This window comes from Flavobacterium sp. C3NV, assembly GCF_046825355.2.
GTDB lineage: Bacteria > Bacteroidota > Bacteroidia > Flavobacteriales > Flavobacteriaceae > Flavobacterium.
In genome coordinates, this window is the sequence record NZ_JBKQBJ020000001.1 from 373374 (window position 1) to 396703 (window position 23330).

18 protein-coding genes are annotated in these 23330 nt (G+C 35.2%); 6 read left to right on the top strand and 12 right to left on the bottom strand.

Annotated elements, in window-relative coordinates:
* Positions 1-3150, bottom strand: coding sequence for an efflux RND transporter permease subunit (locus ACIDC4_RS01460; RefSeq protein WP_412043336.1), 3150 nt, complete (start codon positions 3148-3150; stop codon positions 1-3).
* Positions 3151-3247: 97 nt separating this feature from the next.
* A complete protein-coding gene (locus ACIDC4_RS01465) occupies positions 3248-3571 on the bottom strand; it encodes a DUF6660 family protein (protein WP_412043337.1) in 324 nt (107 codons plus the stop codon).
* A 305-nt stretch (positions 3572-3876) separates the two neighbouring features.
* On the opposite strand from ACIDC4_RS01465, the gene ACIDC4_RS01470 reads away from it, so the two are divergent.
* Together ACIDC4_RS01470 and ACIDC4_RS01475 are read left to right on the top strand one after the other, a co-directional pair.
* Positions 3877-4998, top strand: a complete 1122-nt coding sequence (locus ACIDC4_RS01470) for a hypothetical protein (protein WP_412043338.1) — start codon at positions 3877-3879, stop codon at positions 4996-4998.
* A 10-nt stretch (positions 4999-5008) separates the two neighbouring features.
* Positions 5009-5782, top strand: coding sequence for a porin family protein (locus ACIDC4_RS01475; protein WP_412043339.1), 774 nt, complete (start codon positions 5009-5011; stop codon positions 5780-5782).
* A 96-nt stretch (positions 5783-5878) separates the two neighbouring features.
* Here ACIDC4_RS01475 and ACIDC4_RS01480 read toward each other — a convergent pair whose 3' ends face one another.
* From ACIDC4_RS01480 to ACIDC4_RS01500, 5 genes are all read right to left on the bottom strand, one after another.
* Complete coding sequence (locus ACIDC4_RS01480; RefSeq protein ID WP_412043340.1) at positions 5879-6463, bottom strand: chemotaxis protein CheB; 585 nt, start codon at positions 6461-6463, stop codon at positions 5879-5881.
* Positions 6445-7254 (bottom strand): CheR family methyltransferase, encoded by an 810-nt coding sequence (locus tag ACIDC4_RS01485; protein WP_412043341.1) that lies wholly within the window; start codon positions 7252-7254, stop codon positions 6445-6447. Before ACIDC4_RS01485 ends, ACIDC4_RS01480 begins: the two co-directional genes overlap by 19 nt.
* A 6-nt stretch (positions 7255-7260) precedes the next feature.
* Complete coding sequence (locus tag ACIDC4_RS01490; RefSeq protein WP_412043342.1) at positions 7261-7626, bottom strand: response regulator; 366 nt, start codon at positions 7624-7626, stop codon at positions 7261-7263.
* Positions 7627-7868: 242 nt separating this feature from the next.
* Positions 7869-11438, bottom strand: a complete 3570-nt coding sequence (locus ACIDC4_RS01495; protein ID WP_412043343.1) for a response regulator — start codon at positions 11436-11438, stop codon at positions 7869-7871.
* Between the two features lie 50 nt (positions 11439-11488).
* Positions 11489-12703 (bottom strand): hybrid sensor histidine kinase/response regulator, encoded by a 1215-nt coding sequence (locus tag ACIDC4_RS01500; RefSeq protein WP_412043344.1) that lies wholly within the window; start codon positions 12701-12703, stop codon positions 11489-11491.
* A gap of 302 nt (positions 12704-13005) precedes the next feature.
* Between ACIDC4_RS01500 and ACIDC4_RS01505 the strand changes: the two genes are divergently transcribed.
* Positions 13006-13854 carry an SDR family oxidoreductase gene (locus ACIDC4_RS01505; RefSeq protein WP_230037552.1) on the top strand — a complete coding sequence of 283 codons (849 nt, stop codon included), beginning with the start codon at positions 13006-13008 and terminating at the stop codon, positions 13852-13854.
* Positions 13855-14144: 290 nt separating this feature from the next.
* Complete coding sequence (locus ACIDC4_RS01510) at positions 14145-14408, top strand: SemiSWEET family sugar transporter (protein WP_412043345.1); 264 nt, start codon at positions 14145-14147, stop codon at positions 14406-14408.
* A gap of 662 nt (positions 14409-15070) precedes the next feature.
* On the opposite strand, the gene ACIDC4_RS01515 is transcribed toward ACIDC4_RS01510, so the two are convergent.
* Both ACIDC4_RS01515 and ACIDC4_RS01520 read right to left on the bottom strand, forming a co-directional pair.
* On the bottom strand, positions 15071-15904 hold the full coding sequence (locus tag ACIDC4_RS01515; RefSeq protein ID WP_412043346.1) for a hypothetical protein: 834 nt from the start codon (positions 15902-15904) through the stop codon (positions 15071-15073).
* Between the two features lie 746 nt (positions 15905-16650).
* Positions 16651-16989 carry a hypothetical protein gene (locus tag ACIDC4_RS01520; RefSeq protein WP_412043347.1) on the bottom strand — a complete coding sequence of 113 codons (339 nt, stop codon included), beginning with the start codon at positions 16987-16989 and terminating at the stop codon, positions 16651-16653.
* Between the two features lie 227 nt (positions 16990-17216).
* Here ACIDC4_RS01520 and ACIDC4_RS01525 point away from each other — a divergent pair, with 227 nt between their 5' ends.
* Positions 17217-20420 (top strand): PAS domain S-box protein, encoded by a 3204-nt coding sequence (locus ACIDC4_RS01525; RefSeq protein WP_412043348.1) that lies wholly within the window; start codon positions 17217-17219, stop codon positions 20418-20420.
* Positions 20421-20427: 7 nt separating this feature from the next.
* On the opposite strand, the gene ACIDC4_RS01530 is transcribed toward ACIDC4_RS01525, so the two are convergent.
* Positions 20428-20859: a response regulator gene (locus ACIDC4_RS01530; protein ID WP_412043349.1), complete on the bottom strand. Its 432-nt coding sequence runs from the start codon at positions 20857-20859 to the stop codon at positions 20428-20430.
* 256 nt (positions 20860-21115) lie between these two features.
* On the opposite strand from ACIDC4_RS01530, the gene ACIDC4_RS01535 reads away from it, so the two are divergent.
* Positions 21116-21616 (top strand): pyridoxamine 5'-phosphate oxidase family protein, encoded by a 501-nt coding sequence (locus tag ACIDC4_RS01535; RefSeq protein WP_412043350.1) that lies wholly within the window; start codon positions 21116-21118, stop codon positions 21614-21616.
* Positions 21617-21854: 238 nt separating this feature from the next.
* Here the strand turns inward: ACIDC4_RS01535 and ACIDC4_RS01540 are convergent, their stop codons facing one another.
* Together ACIDC4_RS01540 and ACIDC4_RS01545 are read right to left on the bottom strand one after the other, a co-directional pair.
* Complete coding sequence (locus ACIDC4_RS01540) at positions 21855-22568, bottom strand: DUF72 domain-containing protein (protein ID WP_412043351.1); 714 nt, start codon at positions 22566-22568, stop codon at positions 21855-21857.
* The gene (locus tag ACIDC4_RS01545; protein WP_412043352.1) at positions 22565-23296 is read right to left on the bottom strand and encodes a DNA-formamidopyrimidine glycosylase family protein; all 732 of its coding nucleotides are present in this window, start codon (positions 23294-23296) and stop codon (positions 22565-22567) included. The genes ACIDC4_RS01540 and ACIDC4_RS01545 overlap by 4 nt, the downstream gene beginning before the upstream one ends.
* Between the last annotated feature and the right edge of the window lie 34 nt (positions 23297-23330).

A 23330-nucleotide genomic window follows, 5' to 3' on the forward strand; every position in this document is an offset into this window, starting at 1 on the left:
TTAATTTTCATTGCGTTCTTCGCGTAAATCTTCGCGCTCTTTGCGGTTAAACTTCTCCAGCATTAAATACAAAATCGGTAAAACGATCAGCGTCAATAATGTGGCAGAGAACAATCCTCCAATAACCACAGTTGCCAAAGGTTTTTGAACCTCTGCTCCTCCACTCGTTGACAATGCCATTGGTAAAAATCCTAAAGAGGCTACGGCTGCTGTCATTAGAACGGGACGTAATCTGGTTTTGGTTCCAATTAAAACTCTTTGTAACGGATCTGTTATTCCTTCTTTTTTAAGCTGATTGAAATACGATATCAATACAATTCCGTTTAGTACCGCGATTCCAAATAAGGCAATAAAACCAATTCCTGCCGAAATACTAAACGGCATTCCGCGCATCCAGAGGGCAAAAACACCACCAATTGCAGATAACGGAATGGCGGTAAAAATTAATCCTGCCTGCTTGAAACTTTTAAAGGTGAAATAAAGCAATACTAATATTAATCCTAAAGCGATTGGCAAAGCGATCGAAAGTCGCTTGGTAGCTTCTATTAAATTCTCGAACTGTCCGCCGTAGGTTACGTAATAACCCGCAGGAAGTTTAAAGTTTTTATCCAGCTTTTGCTGAATTTCCTCAACTACACTTTTTATGTCTCGGCCACGAACGTTTAATCCAACGGTAATTCTGCGTTTTCCGTCTTCACGAACTACTTGCACAGGACCTTGCTCATAATCGACTGTTGCCACTTGAGAAAGCGGTACTTGCTGTCCGTTTGGTAACGGAATAAACAAATTACTCACATCGGTAATATCGGCGCGATTGTCCTGATTCATTCTCACTACGACATCAAATCTCTTGCTTTCATCGTAAATTTTTCCAGCACTTTCTCCCGCAAATGACGAACGGATAATTCTGTTGATATCTGAAATATTCAGTCCGTATAAAGCGATTTTATTATAATCGTATTTGATCGTAATTTGAGGTAAACCCGTTACTTTATCGGCTTTTAAATCTCCAATTCCTTCAATGCTTTTTATCTTCGAAATTAACTCGGCAGCTTTAGCGTCCAGAATTTCCAGATCATCACCAAAAATTTTGATGGCAATATCGCTTCGGCTTCCGGTCATTAATTCGTTGAAACGCATTTGTATAGGTTGCGAAATCTCAATATTGGCACCCGGAATGACTTCCATTTCTTCTTTCATGGCATTGGCCAATTCTTCCCAATTGTGATATTTTCGTCCCCATTCTTTTTTGTCTTTTAGAACAATAATCAAATCCCCGCTTTCAATAGGCATTGGATCTGTAGGGATTTCTCCGCTTCCTATTTTGGTTACGATCGTTTTGATCTCCGGAAATTTCGCTTTTAATATTTGCTCGTATTTTGTGGTCGTTTCTACCATCTGCGTAAGGGAACTTCCGGTCATAATGGTGGCATTTATAGCCAAATCGCCTTCTTCGATCGTCGGGATAAATTCTCCTCCCATACTATTAAAGACAATTAATCCAAAGGCAAATAAACCAACTGATATTCCCAGAACAATCTTTTTAAATTGAAGTGCTTTTTCTAATAATGGCGTATAAAAGGCCTCTAAACGAGCCATCATTCTGTCGCTGAAGTTTTCTTTATGTTCTGTGTTTTTAGATAAGAATAAGGCGCTCATCATGGGCACATAAGTCAACGAAAGGATAAAGGCTCCGGCAACTGCAAAACCAACGGTCATTGCCATAGGTTTGAACATTTTTCCTTCGGTGCCTATCAAAGCGAGGATTGGCAGATAAACGATCAGAATGATGATTTCTCCAAAGGCCGCACTATTTCTGATTTTCGAAGCCGAATTATAGACTTCGACATCCATTTCGCTTTGCGATAATTGTTTTTTTCGTTTCAGTTGCTGCAAATGATGCATCGTAGCTTCGACAATAATAACGGCTCCGTCGACAATGATTCCAAAGTCGATAGCTCCCAAACTCATTAAGTTTCCGCTTACGCCAAAGGCATTCATTAATATAATAGCAAAAAGCATTGCTAACGGAATTACCGAAGCCACGATTAAACCCGCACGAAGATTACCAAGAAATAAAATCAGGACAAAAATCACGATCAAAGCTCCTTCTAGTAAGTTTTTTGTCACTGTTCCTATTGCATTATCAACTAGTTTTCCTCTGTCAATAAAAGCTTCGGCAACAACGCCTTCGGGTAAACTTTTATTAATCTGAATCATTCTTTCTTTGATTCGATCTACAACGGCGCTGGAGTTTTCGCCTTTTAACATCAAAACCATTCCGGAAACAATTTCTCCTTTTCCGTCTTTCGTTGATGCTCCGTAACGCAATGCAACGCCTTCGCGGACTTCGGCAACATCGCGGACTAAAACGGGAGAACCATTTCGGTTTTTTACTACCACATTTCCAAGATCATTTGTTCCCTTTGCCATTCCGACACCGCGAATAAAATAGGCTAATTGGTCTTTTTCGATATAAGCACCTCCGGTATTTTGGTTGTTTTTTTCAAGTGCATCAAAAATCTCTGTAATCGTAACGCCCAGACTATTTAAGGTATTTGGGTTTACGGCAATTTCGTATTGCTTTAATTTTCCTCCCCAGGTACTGACATCTGCAACGCCTTTCACGCCTTGCAATTGCGGAATAATAATCCAGTCCTGAATGGTTCTTAGTTTTACCGCATCGTATTTGTTTTCGTAGCCTTTTTTGGCATACACATCGTATTGGTAAATTTCGCCTAAACCTGTGGTAATAGGCGCTAATTCAGGAGAACCTGCATAATCGGGAATGTTTTCTTCGGCTTGTTTTAAGCGTTGAAATATTTGTTCCCTTGCCCAGTAAATATCGACATCGTCTTCGAAAACAACGGTAACAACCGATAATCCGAAACGGGAAATACTGCGGAGTTCTATAATATCCGGAACTGTTTTTACCGCTTGCTCGAGCGGATAAGTGATTAATTGTTCGACTTCCTGACTGGCCAAAGTAGGCGCCGTTGTAATGATTTGCACCTGATTATTGGTAATATCCGGCAAAGCATCCAGTGGTAAGTGTTTGAGCGAATAGCTTCCCCAAGCTATTAATACAAGGGTAAATAGCAGTATAACGAACTTATTCTTTATACTGAATTGTATAATTTTATCTAACATTTTAAGGGTATAATGACGTGAGAAATTAGACAAAGTTTTGCCTATTACTTCTGTGGAAAATCCACAACTCTCTAACCTGAACTTAATCAGGCAATCATTATGCTATTTGAGGGGGTTGCCAAATACTTCCGAAGAAATTGGAAGCAAAAACAGAATTGTAGTTGGGTAATGGTATCGAAATGATAGTATGCTGTACAGGAAATTCAAAAGTTACAGCAGTCTGATAACTTAAAACCTGCGCGCCACAACAGTTACAGGCGCAAAACGGAGAACATAAATCATTGTCTTTATCGTGGGTATGATTCGCTTCTGATGAAAATTGTGCGGTTTTATGAGCAGCACTATTTACTTCCATATCTGCACAAGGCATATTGGAAAGCGCCATTAAATAAATCGACAATATGATTGTTATCCATTTCACAACACAAAAGTAACATTTATTTCTATTATAAAAATCTAAATGTTTGAAAATGATGTTTGTAAAAAAGACAAACTTTGTGAAAATTCATTCAAAAAAAATAATCACTTTCTTAAAAAATATTATAACTGGTAAGAAATTTTATTTAACTTTAACAATAATTAACATATAATTTCAGTTCATCTCTTTAAAACCTAATTTCTTATTCGCCTACAATACAAAAAGATAAGCCAAAATCCCTCGAGAATACATTAGTACCTATTTATTTTACGCAGTTCTATTAATTAACATTTATAAAACCGAAATCAATGAAATATAATACACTACTATCAGCCTTTTTATTATTCTTTAGCATACAAATTTTTGGACAAGTCTACACCGATAAAATCGTAGGAGAAAAAAATCAGGAACTAAAAGACAGTCTCTCTACTATAAAATATCCTTATGCCTTACCTATTTGGGGAGAAAAAGTAGCACAAAAAGGATACAATCTACCCTATTCTGCCGGACTTTCGATAAATTACTTTTGGCAGGATTCTGAAATCAACATTACAGACTTACAGGTAGGTTTTAATAATGGTCCTTTATATAATTTAGACGAAATTGTTCGTTTTGATAAATCTTCTGTCGAAGTTGGCGCCCTTACCATTAGACCTGATATCTGGCTGCTTCCGTTTTTAAATGTCTACGGAATTTTTGGAAAATCAAATCCAACTACTAAAATAAACGCGGGAATATGGATTCCTGATGCCGATAATAACTGGTCGCAAGTAGCGAGTTTTAATACCAAAGCCAATTTTAGTGCTACCACATTTGGATTAGGGTTAACCCCAACTATTGGTATTGGCGGTGGCTGGCTGGCTCTGGATATGAATATGTCCTGGAGCGATGTTAGTGCGCTGGACAAACCTGCTTTTTCTTATATTTTTGGGCCAAGGCTGGGAAAAACTTTTAAACTTCGTAAACCCGAAAGAAATATTGCGGTTTGGGTAGGTGGTTTTAGAGTTCATATTGAAGGAAATACTCAGGGAAATATTGCTTTATCTGATGTTTTAAATCTGGATGGTGCTCAGCAAAAAGTAGATGACGGCTTGACAAAAGTATCTGAAAACCAATCAAAAGTAGATACCTGGTGGGACGGATTGACGGCAACTCAGCAAAAAAATCCGGCAAATATTGCCAAGCACGATACGGCGAACAGGGCATTACAATCAGCAGGGAATTTTTTAAATACTCTTGATGGAGCTTTGAGTACTGCCGAATCATCCACAGTACAATATTCTTTGCATAAAGCGCCAAAGGATATGTGGAATTTTATTGTAGGATCTCAATTTCAGTACAATAAACATATTATGTTTCGTGTAGAAGCTGGTTTTTTAGGAACCCGTACACAGGTTTTAGGTGGTCTTCAGTATCGTTTTGGACTTTAAACCCAATTATATGAAAAAAGGTTTATTACTTCTTATCGTTTTCTTTAGCGTTACATCTGGACATTCGCAAGTTTTAATTTCCTTGATTTTTGGAGATAAATTAAATTCTCCTTTCCTGGAATTTGGACTCGAAGGTGGCGTGAATTTTTCTGATATTTCGGGTCTTGAATCTTCGGGAACTAATGCGGGTTTTAATCTTGGTTTTTATTTTGACATTCGATCTAAACAAAACCCTGCCTGGATGATCAATACGGGAGTAATTGTAAAATCGCCTATGGGTGCGCACTCAATTCCGGTTTATTCTTTAAACGATGTAAATCTGGATAATACTTTTGCAGGCGGAAGTGTGAATCGTGAAATCAGGTATTTTAATGTTCCTATTTTAATTAAGTATCAGTTTAAAAATAGAATATATCTTAAAACCGGACCTCAGTTTGGTTTATTGGCTAAAGCTTTTGATGAATTTAAACAAGAAGTTGATAAGGATGATGTGATTTACAAAAAGAATATCCGCGATCAGATACGGGTTATTGATGCTGGTGTGGCATTTGGTGCGGGTTATCATATGAATGTGGGTAACGGCTTAAACGTTACGGTGCAATACTATTATGGTCTGGTTCCTGTAATGAAAGGTGACGGACCAAATGTTTACAACAGATCTTTGTATCTAACGGCTGGAATACCAATAGGTAAAGGTAAAGCAGCACAAAGAAGGGCCGAAAAAGAAGCGGAATTGAATAAAGTTGTTCTTCCGGAAGATGAGGAAGTAAAACCTAAAAAATAGTGGTTAAATCAAGGTCTAAAATACTGCACGCTAAATTTATTCTTACTACCAACATTTAGTGCCTAAAGGCGCATGCCAACTCTTTGATTGAGATTATTAAGTATTTATAGAACGTAATAATTCTAATATTTCCTGATTGTCTAAAACAAAATTAGGACTGGTGTTTAAAATGGCATTATGAGGCATAAAAGGCATCTCTGCCACTGTTGGGTTTTGTACGACAATGGTTCCTCCTGCGGCTTTAATGGCTTTTAAACCAAAAGTTCCATCTGTATTAGAACCAGACAATAAAATTCCGACTAAAGTTTCTCCATATATTTCTGAGGCGGATTCAAACGAAACATCGATACTTGGACGGCTATAATTGATTTTTTCTGATATATCTAATGAAAGTGTATCATTTCTTTCGAATAATAAATGATAATTAGATGGTGCAACATAGATGTAACCTGGTACAAGAGGCACTTTATCCTCTACTATCTTAACGGTAATATTAGATTTCAGGGCAATTAATTCCTCTAAAGTCTGATCGTCTGTGCTTTTTCTGTGCAAAACAATTACAACAGCAAAACCATTTAATTGGGATAAATCAGGCAGAATTTGCATTAAAGCGTTTAAACTTCCTGCAGATCCGCCTATGATAACTACTTTACAGCCTGATATTATTTTATTTTCCTCCATATTTTTTCTTTATCCAACTGTTTGTATTTACTCATAGGAATAGAATATTTTATGGTTTCTTTGGTTCCAAGGGCTAAGAAACCTAAAACAGACAGACTTTCATCAAATAAATTAATAACTCTTTTTTGAAGATCGTTATCAAAATAAATTAAAACATTACGGCATAAAATAAGATCAAACTCATTAAATGAAGTATCTGAAACTAAATTATGCTGCGAGAAAACCATTTTTTCGGCCAGTTCTTCATTAAACTTGGCGATACCGTAATTGGCGATGTAATAATTAGAAAAATCTTCCTGCCCGCCTGCATCGCGATAGTTTTCTGAATATTCTTTCATCATTCGTAAAGGAAAAATTCCTTTTTTGGCCGTTTCTAAAACGGTAGCATTAATGTCTGTTGCATAAATTAAGGATTTATGCAGCAAGCCGGCTTCTTTTAGCATAATAGCCATCGAATAGACTTCTTCGCCTGTAGAACAGCCCGCATGCCATAATCTTATAAAAGGTTTTGTACCTAATAAGGGCAATATTTCATTTCGAACAACGGCATAAAAAGAGGGATCGCGAAACATCTCGGTAACATTTACCGTGATTTCGTCGACCATGTGTTTATAATATTCAGGATCGTAACGAACCCTGGAAAGAAATTCATGAAAATGTGCAAATCCGTCAAGATGAATTAGTCTGTTTACACGCCTTTTTAGAGAAGCGCGCGAGTAACTACTAAAGTCAAAACCATAATATTCATATATTTCATTAATAAGCGTTTCTAACTCAATATCCTCAATCATATTCCATTAAATTTTGCCTAAAATAAGCAGTAATTTATCCACATCTACCGGTTTCGAGATGTATGCATCTGCCCCAGCCTCCAGACATTTTTCTTTATCGCCTACCATTGCCTGCGCTGTTACTGCAACAACAAACGTTGATCTCCTGCCAGGCAATGCTTTTATTAACGGAATAGCATCATAGCCATCCATTTCAGGCATCATCATATCGATCAGGACAGCATCGATGTGCTCATCAGTACTCAATAATTTTAATGCTTCTTCAGCACTTAGACAAGACAAACAATCAAATGATTTTGCACGTAAAGTGTGTTCTAAAGCAAAAATATTTCTAGAGTCATCATCAATAATTAAGAGTCTTTTTTTATTCATTTCGTCCACTTTTTATTTGGTTTATTTTTTTGTAACGAATTATTTTTTAAGTTTTTTATTTCAAAGATTAAAACGTTTTTGTTTCACGAAGATTTTACAGATTAAAGCAGATTTAATTTTAGATTTTTATTAAATTAATCTGTGCACATCTGCTTGAATCTTTTTAAATCTGCGTGAAATTAGCATCAAATAATCTGCCTGAATTATTTTAATCTTTGGCTAACTTTTTCTTTGTAATCTATTTATATCTTATCATACAGCCACACTCGCAATAACGAAAGTAACTGATCGATATCGACCGGTTTGGTAATATAATCTGATGCGCCTGCTTTGATACATTTTTCTCTGTCGCCTGTCATTGCTTTTGCTGTAACAGCAATAAGTGGCAAATTAAGGAATTTAGGCATGCTGCGAATTTTTTCGGCTGTTTCGTAACCGTCCATATTAGGCATCATCATATCCAGTAAAACAATATCAGTATCGTCGTTTTCTTCCAGGATTTTGATGGCTTCTTTACCATCAAAAGCAGTAATCACATTCATTTTAAAAACTTCTAAGGCTTTTGTCAACGAATAAATATTACGAACATCATCATCTACAATTAATACCTTTTTATCGTGCAGGATATTATTTAGTAAATTTAGCTTTTTATAGCTTTCTTTATTGTCTTTTCCTTCTTTTTTATCTTCTACCAAGTGCAGAAATAAAGAAACTTCATCTAACATTCTTTGGTACGAATGGGCTGTTTTTACAATAATCGAATCGGCGTATTTTTTAATTTTTACTTCTTCTTTCATCGATAAACTTTTTCCCGTAAAAACAATTACCGGCAAGTTTTCTAATCCCGGAGATTTCTTTACTCCATCAAGAATTTGATAAGCGTGTTTGTCCGGAATTCCCATATCAAGAATCACACAATCTACTTCTGTTTTATTCAGGGCTTCTAATCCTTGCGAAACTTCACTTTTTATTTCTGAATTAATATTATAGGTTTCCAGGAAATAAGCCAGCGCTTTAGCGTGTTTTGGATTATCCTCGATAATTAAAACTTTTTGAGCTTCTTTATTAATGATATGTTCGATTCGTAAAAACACATCCGGAATTTTCTCGAAAGCCACCGGTTTGTCTAAGAAATCTACAGCTCCTTTTAGCAAACTTTCCTGTTTTAATTTGTGCGATGACATAATATGAACCGGAATATGTTTGGTTGCCGAATGATTTTTTAATTCTTCTAAAACTTCCCAACCGCTTTTTATAGGTAATTCGATATCTAATAAAACACCAACCGGATTGTAAAGCAATGCAAAATTTAAAGCATAATCGCCTCGCACAGAAACAACTCCTTTATATCCTTTTTTTCTGGTGAAAGTTAAAAGCGATTTGGCAAAATTAATATCGTCTTCTACAATCATAATTACCTTATCGCCAGGCAAAATTGAATCTCTGTCGTCTTCAATTTCGGCAGGAATAGTTTCGCTTATGTATTTTTTCTTTGGCGGCGTTACTTCATCCGGTTCAACTTCTGTAAATTCTGTTGGCGGAATCTTCTCTACATTAATTTTATGAACAGCAGTTCCAAAAACCGGCAGACATAACGTAAACGAACTTCCTTCGTTCTCCTTACTATGCAATATAATTTCTCCACGAAGCAGTTTCGCCAATTCACGGCTAATCGACAATCCTAAACCAGTTCCGCCATATTTACGTTTGGTAGAACCATCGGCTTGCTGAAAAGCTTCGAAAATTAAAGGCTGTTTCTCTAACGGAATTCCGATTCCGGTATCTTTTACAATAAAACAAATGATTTTATCGTCGTCGGTATTGATTTTAATTTCTAAACTAACCGTTCCTTTTTCGGTAAATTTAATCGCATTCGAAATCAGGTTTTTCAAAATTTGCTCTAAACGCATTTTGTCTGTCTTGATAACAATTGGTGCATCTTTAGAGATAATTTCAAACTTAATTCCTTTTTCTTTTGCCACCTGATTAAACAAGTTCCATAAAGTATCTGTGATTTCTTTGGTCGAAACATCCAGGAATTCAAGCTCCATTTTACCGGCTTCAATTTTAGACAAATCAAGAATTTCATCAATCAATCCTAACAAACTATTTCCAGAACTCTGGATTACTTTGGCAAACTCAATTTCTTCTTCGACCATGCTTTTGTTATTGTTTTCAGATAACAAACGGCTTAAAAGTAAAATAGAGTTTAAAGGTGTTCTTAATTCGTGCGACATATTCGCCAAAAACTCTGACTTATAACGAGTAGTAAGTTCTAAAGCTTCAGATTTTTTCTGAATTTCATTGTTTTTTTCTTCTAATAAAACACTTCTTTCAGACAATTCTTCGTTCGTTTGCTCTAATTCTTCCTGTTGTACACGCAACTCTTCTTCAGAAGCCTGAAGTTTTTCTGTTTGCGCTTCCAACTCAGCATTAATAGCTTCAAGTTCGCTATGCTGTACCTGAAGTTCTTCTGACTGAGATTTGGTTTCTTCCAGCAATTCCATCACTCGTTTTCTGTTTTGAGTCGATTTAATGGCAATGCCTATGTTGTTTGAAACACTTTTTAGAAATTCTAAATGCAGTTCCGAAAATCCGTAAATACTCGCCAATTCTATTGCACCTTCGATTCTGCTATCCAATAACGGAACGGCTACAATATGGGTTGGTTTTATTTGCCCCAAAGCATAATTAATCTGGATATCATCCGGAGATAAAGATTTTAATTCCAGAATTTTTCCTGAAACAATGGCCTGACCAATTAACCCTTCTCCTTTTTGAATGCGCTCACGATTTTTACCCGGTATATAGCTATAACCACCGGCAACAAAAAGTTCATTATCTTCTAAAACATACAAAACCCCTGCGCTGCTATTGGTATATTGGCACACAAATTCGATAACATCTTTTGATAATTTTGCTAACGTTTTATCACCCAGCATCACATTATTAAGATTTGCAATACCAGTTTGAAGCCATTCTTTTTGAGATAATAAATCGAAAGAACTTTTTAAGGAAACTCCCATACTATTTAGAGATTCTCCAACACTTCCTAAAGCGTCAGCCTTGTTATCATCTACCCTGATATCATAATTTCCGTTCGAAATATTACTGGCAATAGAACTTATGGCTTCGATTCTTTGAGCCGTTTCGCGGTCTTTTTTCTCTAATTCATTTTGAAGTATAGCACGTTCGTTGAAATCTTTCAAAATTCTGATCAGAAAGACAATCGAAATTACGAAAGCTATTATAAAAGCCACAATAATCAGGACAATACTATAAGTACCGTAACGTTCTGAATTTTCATTACGTTCTTTTAAAAGATTTTGTTCTGTAGATTCTACCTTTTTAATATGCGTACGCAAATCACTCATCATATTTCGACCTTCGGTAAGATCGAATGTAGCGGAGTTTTTTCCGAGACGTTTTTTTACAATTTGATTGTTCAGGTATTTAAAAAAATTGCTGCGAAGCGTTTGCAATTCTTTTAATTGTGACTGTTGCGATGGGTTATCGACAGTAAGTTCGCTTACTTTTTCAAAAAAAGTATTCGATTTTGCTTCGGCATCATTATATCTTTCTACAAATTGTTCATCACCTGTAATTAAATAACCGCGCATACTAGTTTGCGCTTCTGTAATTACAGCCGAACCTTCGTTAAGGTTATAAATCACTTCCTGAGTATGATTGACCCAAAAATTACTGTTTAATAAACTTTTAATACTAAGAAACGACGCCGTGGAACTGACCATTAGCACCAATAATGATACTAATGAACTGATTAACAAATTTCTTTTAAAATTACTCTTCATGTTTTTTGGTTATATTTATTGGTATTTTAAAGGGAAAATATATTTTTTGTTTACTCGTATTTTAGAGGCAGGATAATAATAAAGCTTGCGCCCTGTCCTACCTGACTTTTTGCTGTAATTAATCCGTTGTGTTTTTCGATGATTTTTTTGGCAATTGCCAATCCAATTCCGGTTCCTTCATACGACTGGCGATCGTTTAAACTCTGGAAAATAATAAATATCCTGTCGAGATAAATTTCATCAAAACCAATTCCGTTATCTTTTACTGTAATTCTGCAAAATTTCCCTTCCGGGGAAGTTGGACTATCAAACGATTTATCAGAAATGATTTCCGAAGTAATTTCGATTAAGGGATGTTGCGAATTTCCCGAGAATTTTAAGGCATTCCCGATCAAATTCTGAAAAACCTGTCTTAGTTGACTCGGAATACTATCTATCGTAGGAAGTTCATTCGATTTTATAGTAGCATTTTTTCTTTCGATCAAATAATCAAAATCAGATAAAACTTCCTGCAGTACCACATTCAAATCTGTTACTTCGGGTTTTACCTGCGATGATAATCTCGAGTAAGCCAGTAAATCTGTAATTAAAGTCTGCATTCTTTCAGCCGATTTTATCGTACGATTTACATAATCAACAGCTTTTGCATCATCGGCCAGATAAAGTTCCTTGATGATTTTTATAAAGATCTGGATCTTTCGTATGGGTTCATTTAAATCGTGCGAAACTACCCAGGAAAATTGTTGGAGTTCGTGATTTTTCATCTCTAATTCTTCGTTTTTTAAAACCAGTTCCTTGGTTCTTTCTGCGATCTTAATTTCGAGATTATCCTGAGCTTCTTTTCTTATGATAATTTCTTTAGAAAGAAGTTCTTTTATACCTTTTAATTCTCTTTGCTGTTCGTATAATTTCAAAAAGGTTTTTACTTTCAAAATCAGCAAATCACTGTCGACAGGTTTGGTAATATATTCGACAGCACCGGTTTCATATCCTTTAAAAATATACTTTTTTTCGATATTAAGCGCCGATAGAAAAATAACAGGAATGTCTTTGGTTCGTTTATTACCCGAGAGAATTTTTACGACTTCAAAACCGTCAAGTCCCGGCATCTGAACATCCATGATAATCAGGCAGTAATCTGTTTTTAAAATCTTCTTCAGGGCTTCTTCACCAGATTCGGCAGTATCCACATCAATATCATGTAGCTCTAATGTTTTCTTCAAGGCAATAATATTTGCCTTTATATCGTCAACGATTAATACCATACTGGTTGGGGGAGTAAAGTTCTATGAATTAAAAAATTGTTTTTAGTTTAAAATATCATTGAAAAATGCCATTAAAAATAGCTGATCCTACTTTTAGATAACGTTAGTCAAACCTTCAAATTTATAAAAAAAAAGGAAACTGATCTTTTATTGAGAATTTAATTCGTTACATAATTCCCATGTTCAATATTCAAATTATATAAGGTTTTTTTATTGCGATAATCTTAAATTTCTTTCAGTTAATGCATTGAATTATCATTAACTATTTTAGAGTCAGATTAATTGCTTTAAAATTACAAGTTATGAAAAAGACGAAAACATTTCCCGAACAAAAACAAAACCTTCCGGGCAACGAACATCTAATGCATCCGGAACCTGAAGTAATAAGAGAAAACTATGTTGGAAGCGGAAAACTTTTAGGAAAAGTAGCTTTTATAACCGGAGGCGATAGCGGTATTGGACGAAGTGTTGCCGTACATTTTGCCAGAGAAGGTGCAAATATTGCGATTGTTTACCTTAAAGAAGACAAAGATGCCAAAGATACAAAGGCCTTAATTGAAAAAGAAGGTCGCGAATGCCTGATTATTAGCGGAGATTTGAAGGATGAGAAATTTTGTAAAAGTGCTGTAAAGAAATGCCATACGCACTTTAAAAAATTAAACATTGTGGTGAATAATGCCGCAGTACAATTCCCTCAAACCGAATTGGAAGATATAACCGCCGCACAACTTCATAAAACATTCGAAACCAATATTTACCCTTATTTTTATATTACAAAAGCCGCGCTTCCATTTTTAGAAGAAGGCGATACCATAATCAATACAAGTTCAGTCACAGCATATCGCGGCAGCGAACATCTTGCAGATTACGCCAGTACAAAAGGTGCGATAGTAAGTTTTACGAGATCATTATCGACCATGCTTGCCAGGAAAAAAATCCGTGTAAACGGAGTCGCTCCCGGCCCAATATGGACTCCGCTGATTGTGGCGAGTTTCGATAATTTATCTGATTTTGGAAAAGACAATCCAATGGAAAGAGCCGGTCAGCCCTCAGAAGTTGCTCCTGCATATGTATTCCTGGCCTGCGAAGACAGCAGTTATATCACTGGACAATTTATACATATTAATGGAGGTGAAATGATTGGGGGATAGATTTTTTTGAAGGTGCTGAGATGCTGAGATGCTAAGGTTCTAAGGTTTTAGAACTATGTATAGATTAAATCTCGCAATCCCGATAGTGATCGGGAGTAAAGACGCAAAGTTCTCTTTTTAATTTCGCATGAGCTTATTTAAGATTACAAAGTTAAAAAATCAGGAGCTTAGCATTCTTAAAACCTTTCCACTAAAAAACTTTGCGCCTTAGTGCCTTCGTGGCAAGAAAAAACTCAGAACCTTAGCATCTCAGCACCTTAGAATCTTAGAACCCTAAAAAATTAAAAACAATGAACTTAATAGATATTGTTGGACTCTTCGCCGGAACCTGTGTTACAATATCAGTGATTCCGCAGATTATAAAAGTCTGGAAAACTAAAAAAGTGAAACAAATATCACTTAAAACCTTTAGCATCCTCACTTTCGGGATTTTGGTTTGGATTATTTACGGCATTTTAAAAAATGATCTGCCGATAATAATTACCAACAGCGTCTCGTTATGCCTGAATTTGATTATGGTGTATTTTATTATTTATTATGAGAAAGAGGGTTAGGATTAAAGGTGCTGAGACTCTAAGATACTGAGATTCTAAGATTCTAAGTTTTTCTTTTTGCCACGAAGGCGCTAAGTCGCTAATTTTTTCTATTACAAATTACAAAGACTCAAAATAAAAATCCGCGCCAATCCGTGTTTTTGCGAAGCAAATCCGTATCATCCGTGGCCTATTTTTATCTAATTCTAAGATACAAAGCTTGTTTAAGTTTACATCATAAAAATCCGCGCCACTCCCTGTTTTCGCGTAGCGAATCCGTGTCATCCGTGGTCTATTTTCATCTAATTCTAAGACACAAAGCTTGTTTAAGTTTACATTATAAAAATCCGCGACAATCCGTGTTTTTGCGAAGCAAATCCGTGTCATCCGTGGCCTATTTTTATCTAATTCTAAGATACAAAGCTTGTTTAAGTTTACATCATAAAAATCCGCGCCAATCCGTGTTTTCGCGAAGCGAATCCGTGTCATCCGTGGTCTATTTTTATCTAATTCTAAGATACAAAACTTGTTTAAGTTTACATTATAAAAATCCGCGCCAATCCGTGTTTTCGCGAAGCGAATCCGTGTCATCCGTGTGCCATTTACCACAATTCAAAACATAAAAAAAACAGCTCGTAGAAAAGCTGTTTTTTTTCGTAAAGAAGTGGTATATATAATGCTTATTAGCTAGCTAATTTTTGATTGAATGGCTTATATGATAAATGGTATTTTTCTTTAAAAATACGTGGCAAATAGTTTCTACTGGCTAATCCTGCAGCACTAATAACTTCAGAAATATTCATGTGTGAAATTCTTTTAATTTCATTTATTTGTCTTGCTGCTAAATTTACAATAGGATCAAAAGTACTCATGTAATTGTAACTATGTTGGGCTATCTCCATTTCGATAATCTCTTTTAGTATCAGTTTTTTAAGCAGGTTTCTAACAATTCCTTGTTGCGGAAGTGTTTTTAGTTCTTGCCATTTCTGAATTACTTTTAAGCTCTGAGATCCTGTATAGATATAATTTCCTGATTCGGTCATGAATCTTTTCTTTAATTGGGCAATCATTTCAACATTCTGATCCTCTTCTCCCGCCTCTGTTGGCATTCCGATTAAAGAGAACTGAATGTGTTTATGACTTTCAAAATACAAAACACTATTGATAACCGATGTATTACTTAAAACTCCTGTTTGATTCTTTTTAATGCTTTTTTTCTCTCCATTAGCACCAAAACTATGTGCTAAATTCCCGTTTTCGCAATATGCAAAAAGTATCGGAGCAGATTTAAAAGCTTCTACGCTTAAAGTAACATCTTCATTAAATACAAGGTCAAAATGCATATGAGACATTTTATTTTCAAAACAAACGCCGCTAATAGTTCCTTTTGCCCATTTCGATTTAATGATCAAATTGTATTCGTTATTATTAGTGGTAATCAATTCGGCGTTAAAACTATCTTTAAGGTTATTAAAAATAGCATTAAATCCACCTGTATTTAAGTATAGTTTTTTCATAATGGTTTGGTTTTTACAATATGGTTCGTACTTATTTACGTACAAAACCTGACTTTGGTTTTTTATCTTATTTTGATAATTCAAATTTCAGGAATATTGTTAATCAAACCTTTATACAATTTCAGTCAGATATTTCATAATTATTACAAGGGCTGTTTTTACCTAGAAGACATTTTGCTTTTTTTGCCACGAAGGCACTAAGGCACAAAAGTTTATTTTGAATAGGATTGTCAAAATTTCTCGCAATCCCGATAGTGATCGGGAGCGAAGTCGCAAAGAAAAAAACGAAAAGAAAAATCAAAACTTTGCGACTTCGCGCCCGGCCACTATCGCAATTTCATTAAGTTAAGCTTTTAGAAAATAAAATTATTGCAAATCAAATCCGTTTCTATCCGCGTTTTTACGAAGTAAATCTGTTTTATCCGCGTCAAAATTAGACGCTGATTTCACTGATTCGCTAAAGCGAAAACGCTGATAAAAACGGATTTTTATAATTACTTTCTTGATTAAACGGTTAAGTAATTTTATAGATTTTTCCTTAACTTAATGACATTGGCCACTATCGGGATTGCGAGATTAATTACAACGTATAGCAATTAAATTCTTTGCGCCTTAGCGGCAAAAAAACGTAGAACCTTAGCCCCTCAGCAACTGAGAACCTTAAAAAAACAAAAGCAGCTGCCCCGGATAAATCCGGAACAACTGCTCCCCAGCAAAATAAAAAAATACTAATCTATTTTCTTTTCTTATGTAAGTTCATTGATATCGGCGTTTTTGGCATAATTTGCCTTTGGGATATCTTTAAAAAATTCGGCTTCTTCAAGGTCTGCTGTTGGGCCATACCCTATTAAATGTGTTCCTTTTATCTGATCTTTTGTTTCAATTATATACAAAATAGACATATCATCCGGATCACTCATTCCTTCATAACGGTGATGTGCTACAATAAAAATTTCATTGGGCTGATAAGCATATTTCGTTTCAGAGTCTAATAAAGTTCCTGCTTCGAATAAAAAATTAGAAGTATATCCTTGGTCCTGATATTTTTTGATATAATCGGTTTCGTGTTTTTGCTCTTTTTTCATGACTTTATTGTATTAAGATTTTTTCAAACCTATTGTTAATCCAAATTTCATCATTGATTACAAATAAAATTAACTCAATAGATTTAAAAATTACCTCATTCAAAAAATCAAAAAACAAATCAATAATTATTTTACTAATTTTAACAATTCTCTAAAAAACCAATTTTAGAATTATTACATTTATTACCAATACTTTCTTGTTTTAACCAAAAACAAAAATGACTTTAATGAGTACTAACAATCACGATTTTCTTGCCAAAGGAGGCGAAATGGGCGCGCTGACACGTGCTAAAGACTGGAGCAAATCTTCTATTGGCCCTGTTGAATCATGGCCACAAAGTTTGCGTACTACTTTAGGAATACTTTTGAACTCAAAGTTCCCTATGTTCTTATTTTGGGGACCGGACCATATTTGTTTTTATAATGATGCTTATCGCCCAAGTCTTGGGAATGATGGAAAACATCCGGCAATATTAGGACAAAAAGGCGCCGAATACTGGCCGGAAATCTGGGATTTTATAGAACCATTAATAGATCAGGTTCTTACTGAGGGCGAAGCCACCTGGCACGAAGATCAGCTTTTACCAATATACAGAAACGGAAAAATGGAAGACGTTTACTGGACCTTTAGTTATAGTCCCGTAAACGATGATGAAGGAAAAATAAATGGAGTTCTGGTTATTTGCGATGAAACCACCAGCAAAGTTAACATTCGTAAAAAACTGGAAAACAGTAATGAACGTTATCGTAATAATATTTTGCAAACTCCTAACGCCATGTGCATTTTTAGGGGAAAAGATTATGTGGTAGAAATTGCAAACGAACTGATGCTCGAAATTTGGGAGCGAAAAATTGAAGAAGTCATCAACAGGCCAATTTTTGAAGCATTGCCAGAAGTTGCCGGTCAAGGTTTAGAAGATGTTTTACTGAATGTTTATAACACAGGAGAACGATTTACCGCATACGAATTACCAGTGAAATTAACCCGAAAAGGCAAGATTGTAAACACATTTATTAATGTCGTTTACGAAGCTCTAAAAGAATCCGACGGTTCTATTTCAGGAATTGTTGCCATTGCGAATGATGTTACGATACAGGTAATCGCCAGAACGGCTGTTGAGGAAAGCGAAAAACGATTTAGAAATACCGTAAAACAGCTTCCGCTTGGAATTGCCATTCTTAAAGGCGCTGATCTTATTGTCGAAATGGCCAATGCTACTTATCTTCAGATCATCGATAAAACAGAAGAAGACATTCTGGACAAACCCGTTTTTGCTACTGTTCCGGAAACTAAAGATACGGTTTATCCGTTGCTTTCAAAAGTGTATGAAGACGGAATTCCTTATTATTCAGATGAATTAGAGGTTACTTTAAATCGTTATGGAAGGCAGGAAGTTTGTTATTTTAATCTTGTTTTTCATCCTTTAAAAGAAGAAAATAATATTGTGGGTGTTATTATTGTGACCCACGAAGTTACTAAAGCTGTAAAAGCACGTTATCTATTGACACAGAGCGAAAAGGCTTTTCGTAATTTAGTTATGGATTCTCCTATTGCAATGGCCATTTTTAGAGGAAAAGACCATATTATCGAAATGGCCAATAATACCATGATGAAAACCATCTGGCAAAAAAAGAAAAAAGAAACTATTGGAAAACCTATTATCGAGGTATTCCCCGAATTATTAGAACAAAAATATCCTGAATTACTGGATCAGGTTATATTAAACAAGAAAATTGTTCGCGAAAATGAAGCTGTTGCTTATGTAAATATTAAAGGAAAACTTAAGAAGTTTTATCTTGATTATCAATATACTCCGTTACTGGAAAAAGAAGGAGAAGCGTCTGGAGTTATGGTTACGGTAAATGATGTAACCTCAAAAGTTGAAGCCCGAAAAAAGGTCGAAGATGCCGAAGAACGTGCCAGATTAGCGGTTGAAATTGCCGAAATTGCAACTTGGGATGTCAATCTTGCGACTCAGGATTTAATATACTCAGAAAACCTTGGTCCTATTTTTGGGCATGATAAAACGGTAAAAATAACACGAGCAGAAATTCGAAGTCAGATTTATCCTGATGATCAGCCTATTTTAGAAGAAGCGTATAAGGTGGCTCTTAGAACCAGTATTTACAAATATGAGGCACGCGTTATTAAACCAGATGATTCTATTAGCTGGATAAAAGCTCACGGTAAGATATTTTTTGACGAAAATAATAATCCTGTAAAAATGCTGGGGACCATCATGGATATTACAGATGAAAAAAACAGCCAGCAGACTTTGATTAAAAGCGAAGAAAAATTCAGACTCCTTGCCGATTCTATGCCACAGCATATCTGGACAAGTGATGCGCTGGGAAATTTGAATTATTTTAATGAATCTGTTTATACCTATTCCGGAATACCGGTTGATGAAATTGAGAAAAAAGGCTGGCTGCAAATTGTACATCCTGAAGATCGCGAAGCGAATGTAAATACCTGGATGGAAGCCATAAAAACCGGAAATGACTTTTTGTTAGAGCATCGTTTTCGTCGTTATGATGGCGAATACAGGTGGCAATTAAGCAGGGCGATGGCTCAGAAAGATGATCAGGGAAAAATTCAGATGTGGGTGGGTACGAGCACGGATATTCAGGATCAGAAAGATTTTACCTCGAAACTTGAAAAAGAGGTTCAGGAACGTACGGCACAACTTGAACTTAAAAATAAGGATCTGATTAATATGAATATCGAGCTGCAGTCTTTCGCTTATATTTCGAGCCACGATTTGCAGGAACCGTTACGTAAAATTCAAACTTTTGCCAGTCGATTGTCTGATTTAGACGAGCAGAATATTTCGGCGAAAGCCAAAACTTATTTAAGCCGTATTGAAGTTTCCGCCAAAAGAATGCAGACTTTAATTCAGGATTTATTAGAATATTCGAGAACCAACTCTGCCGAAAGAATCTTTGTAAAAACGAATTTAGACGATATTGCAGAGGAAATATTAAGTGATTTCTCTGATCGTATTGAGGAAAAGAATGCTCGCGTTAATTTTCATCCTTTGGGTGAAGCCACTATTATTCCGTTTCAGTTTAGACAATTGCTGCATAATCTTGTCGGAAATGCGTTGAAATTCTCTAAAAAGAATGTTACTCCCGTAATTGAGATTAGTGCGGAAAGAATCAAAGGAAAAAGCATTAAAGAGGATGTAAACTATCCTGAAAGAATTTACTATCATCTTAAAATTTCGGATAACGGAATTGGTTTTGAAGCCGAATATAAGGAGCGTATTTTTGAAGTTTTTAAGCGTCTGAATACAGAAACTGAATTTGCAGGAACCGGAATTGGTCTGGCAATTGTAAAAAAGATTGTAGAAAACCACAAGGGAATTATCACGGCAAGTGGCGAAAAAGGTCAGGGCGCCACTTTTGATATTTACATTCCTGAATTATAAAGTTGAATTACGTTTTATAAACAAAGTTTTTATCGGTTGGGTTGAATTTTTTCCAATCGATTTCCAGTGCATGTTCAATAGATTTTATGATATCTTTCATTAAAACAGGCTTTGTAATGAAGTAATTAGCTCCCAAGTTACGACATCTTTCGATTATACTTGGCTCGTTTGAAGTCGAGAAAATAATTACCGGAATATCATTTTTCATTTCTGAATTTCTCAATTCAGTCAATACATCAAATCCGTTTTTACCCGGCATATTCAAATCTAAAAAAACTACATGTGGTGTGGGTGGCGGATTGTAAATCGCATTCAATAACTTTTCGCCTCCAGAATAGGTCTGAAGCTGTATTTTTTTTGGTAATGACTCTACAGCATCGGTAAAAATGCTCAAATCGTCCTCATCATCATCAGTATAAAATATAGTAAAATCAGTCATAATGGTATTTTCGTAAATTGTGTCTTTTGTTTCCTCAAAGATAACCAAATTTATAAATTAATCAATATCTTTTAGATTATGATCCGTAAAATTAGTAATTGAAATCTCATAATTTTTAAATCTAATTGTGTAAACCCAAAAGCCATAAAATCAGCAACTTTACTATTACGAAGTTCTAATTTAAAACTTATTATAGTACTCAGTAAATGAGGACTTTAATCGAAAAACTATTTAATAAATCATAAAAAATAAAGTCATGGGAGATCATAAAGACCTTACGAACGAATTTGCTGTAGATAAAATAAAAGATCTGGCAGAAAACATTAAAACGTGTATGTTTTGCACTTATAACGAATACAGACTACAATCACGACCAATGTCTGTACAAAAAATTGATGATTTAGGCCAACTTTGGTTTTTATCAGACAGAAACAGCAGCCACAATGCAGAGATTAGCCTGAACCCTCAGGTAGAATTATTTTTCTCTGAACCACATGATAAATTTCTAACCTTACACGGAACCGCAAGTATCTCGTACGACAGGGAAACGATAAAAGAATTATGGGATCCTATTGTAAAAGTTTGGATGCCTGAAGGTGAAGATGACCCGAATTTGAGTGTTATAAAAGTAGTTCCGGAAGACGGTTATTACTGGAATAATAAAAACGGAAAAATGGTCGCAATTGCTAAAATGGCCACTGCTTTTGTAACCGGAAAAACTATGGATGACGGTATTGAAGGTAACTTGAAATTGTAGTTTTTTTAAAAGAATTTAACCACAATGAACGCGAGATTTACGTAAAGCCCGCTAAGATTTATTTCTTGGCGGGCTTTGTTTTTTGGCCGCAAAGTTCGCTAAGAATTTAAAAAAGTTAGCTACAGATAAAAATGATTATACAGATTTTAAAAATCCTTTTAATCTCTTAATCTGTGGCTAAAAAACTTTGCGAACTTTGTGTATATCCTCGCGCTCCTTGCGGTTAAACCCAAAAACCTCATTCCAACATATGTTTCAGCTCCAAAGCATTCAAAATTCCTGGTTCGCTTGCAGTATTATTAAAATACACAAATGCTGATTTTGAAATAATTGCATCTTTTATATAAAGTAATTCTTCAGGTGAATAACTCGAGTAAAACATCTTGGGTGTTCCGTGAAGTCTGATGAAAATCAGGGGAAAATCTGTGAAAATAGTGCTCGGTAATTGCGGATGACTGACGCTGCAGAACGTAATATTATGGTTGCGAAAAGCTTTCCAAACTTCTTCGTTCCACCAACTTTCGTGACGAAATTCGACTACGTTTTTGAAGCTTAAATCTAGATTATTGATGATATTTTGGAGCTTTTCGGGACTAAAATGGTAACTCGGCGGAAATTGAAACAAAATACAGCCTAATTTCTCTTTTAAACCGGTTTCGCAGACGTTATAAAACTCTTTTATTCGGTCTTCGCAGTCTGAAAATTTCTTAAGATGGGTAATTTCTTTTGGTGCTTTTACCGAAAAAATAAAATTTTCAGGCGTTTTATTGTACCAATTTTGAAATATTCTGACCGTCGGAAACTTATAAAAGCTTCCGTTGAACTCATACGTGCTAAAGTACTGGCAATAAAACTCAAACCACTTAGACTGTGACAAGTTGTCAGGGTAAAAAATTCCCTTCCAAAACCTATTATTGAAACTGGAACAGCCAACTAAAACCTGATTTTTCATATGTGTAGTTTTTGACAGTTAGTACAAAAAAAACTTCTTCGGCTTCTCTTCCCTGTTTGCTTTTTATGAATGGGAAGATTACATCGCTTACATTCTTTTTTGCTGTATGCGAGCCAATGCTTTTTTAATTCATAATTTTTCTTCCAATCCAGAAATTCAAAACTATAAATCGAACATTCGTTGATGATATTTTTTAAATCTTTTGACGGAATTTTTCCCACCAAAGATTCGGGGTGAATTTTACATCGGTACAAAACTTCGTTCTTAATAATATTCCCTACTCCCGAAAAAATGTTCTGATCGAGAATTGCATCGCAAATCATTTCGTCCGGTTTTTTATCCAGACTTTGTTTTGCTTTTTTCGGATCCCATTTTTTATTCATTACATCCTCTCTCCAATCGTAATATTGATTAATATCGCCTTCGAGGATTTTGACCGAGCAGGTATAAAAATTGAGTTCTCCGTTTGAAAAAATCATACTCAATCTTGGTTTGGTTTCTTTTCGTTCGTTTACGCGATACGTTCCAAACATGAGCAAATGAATTTTTACGGTAAAATCATCAAAACAAATTAAAAAATGTTTACCCCAGGTTTTAAAATCCAGAATGGTTTTGTCCTGGAGACGCTCAATATCAATCGCACTATTTCCGGAAACTTCAATTATTTTTTTTCCTGAAAATTGCTGCACTTCTTCTTTTAAAATCATTATCGACGGACCTTCTGGCATAATCTTAATTTTTAAATTATAAACTAAAAAAAGT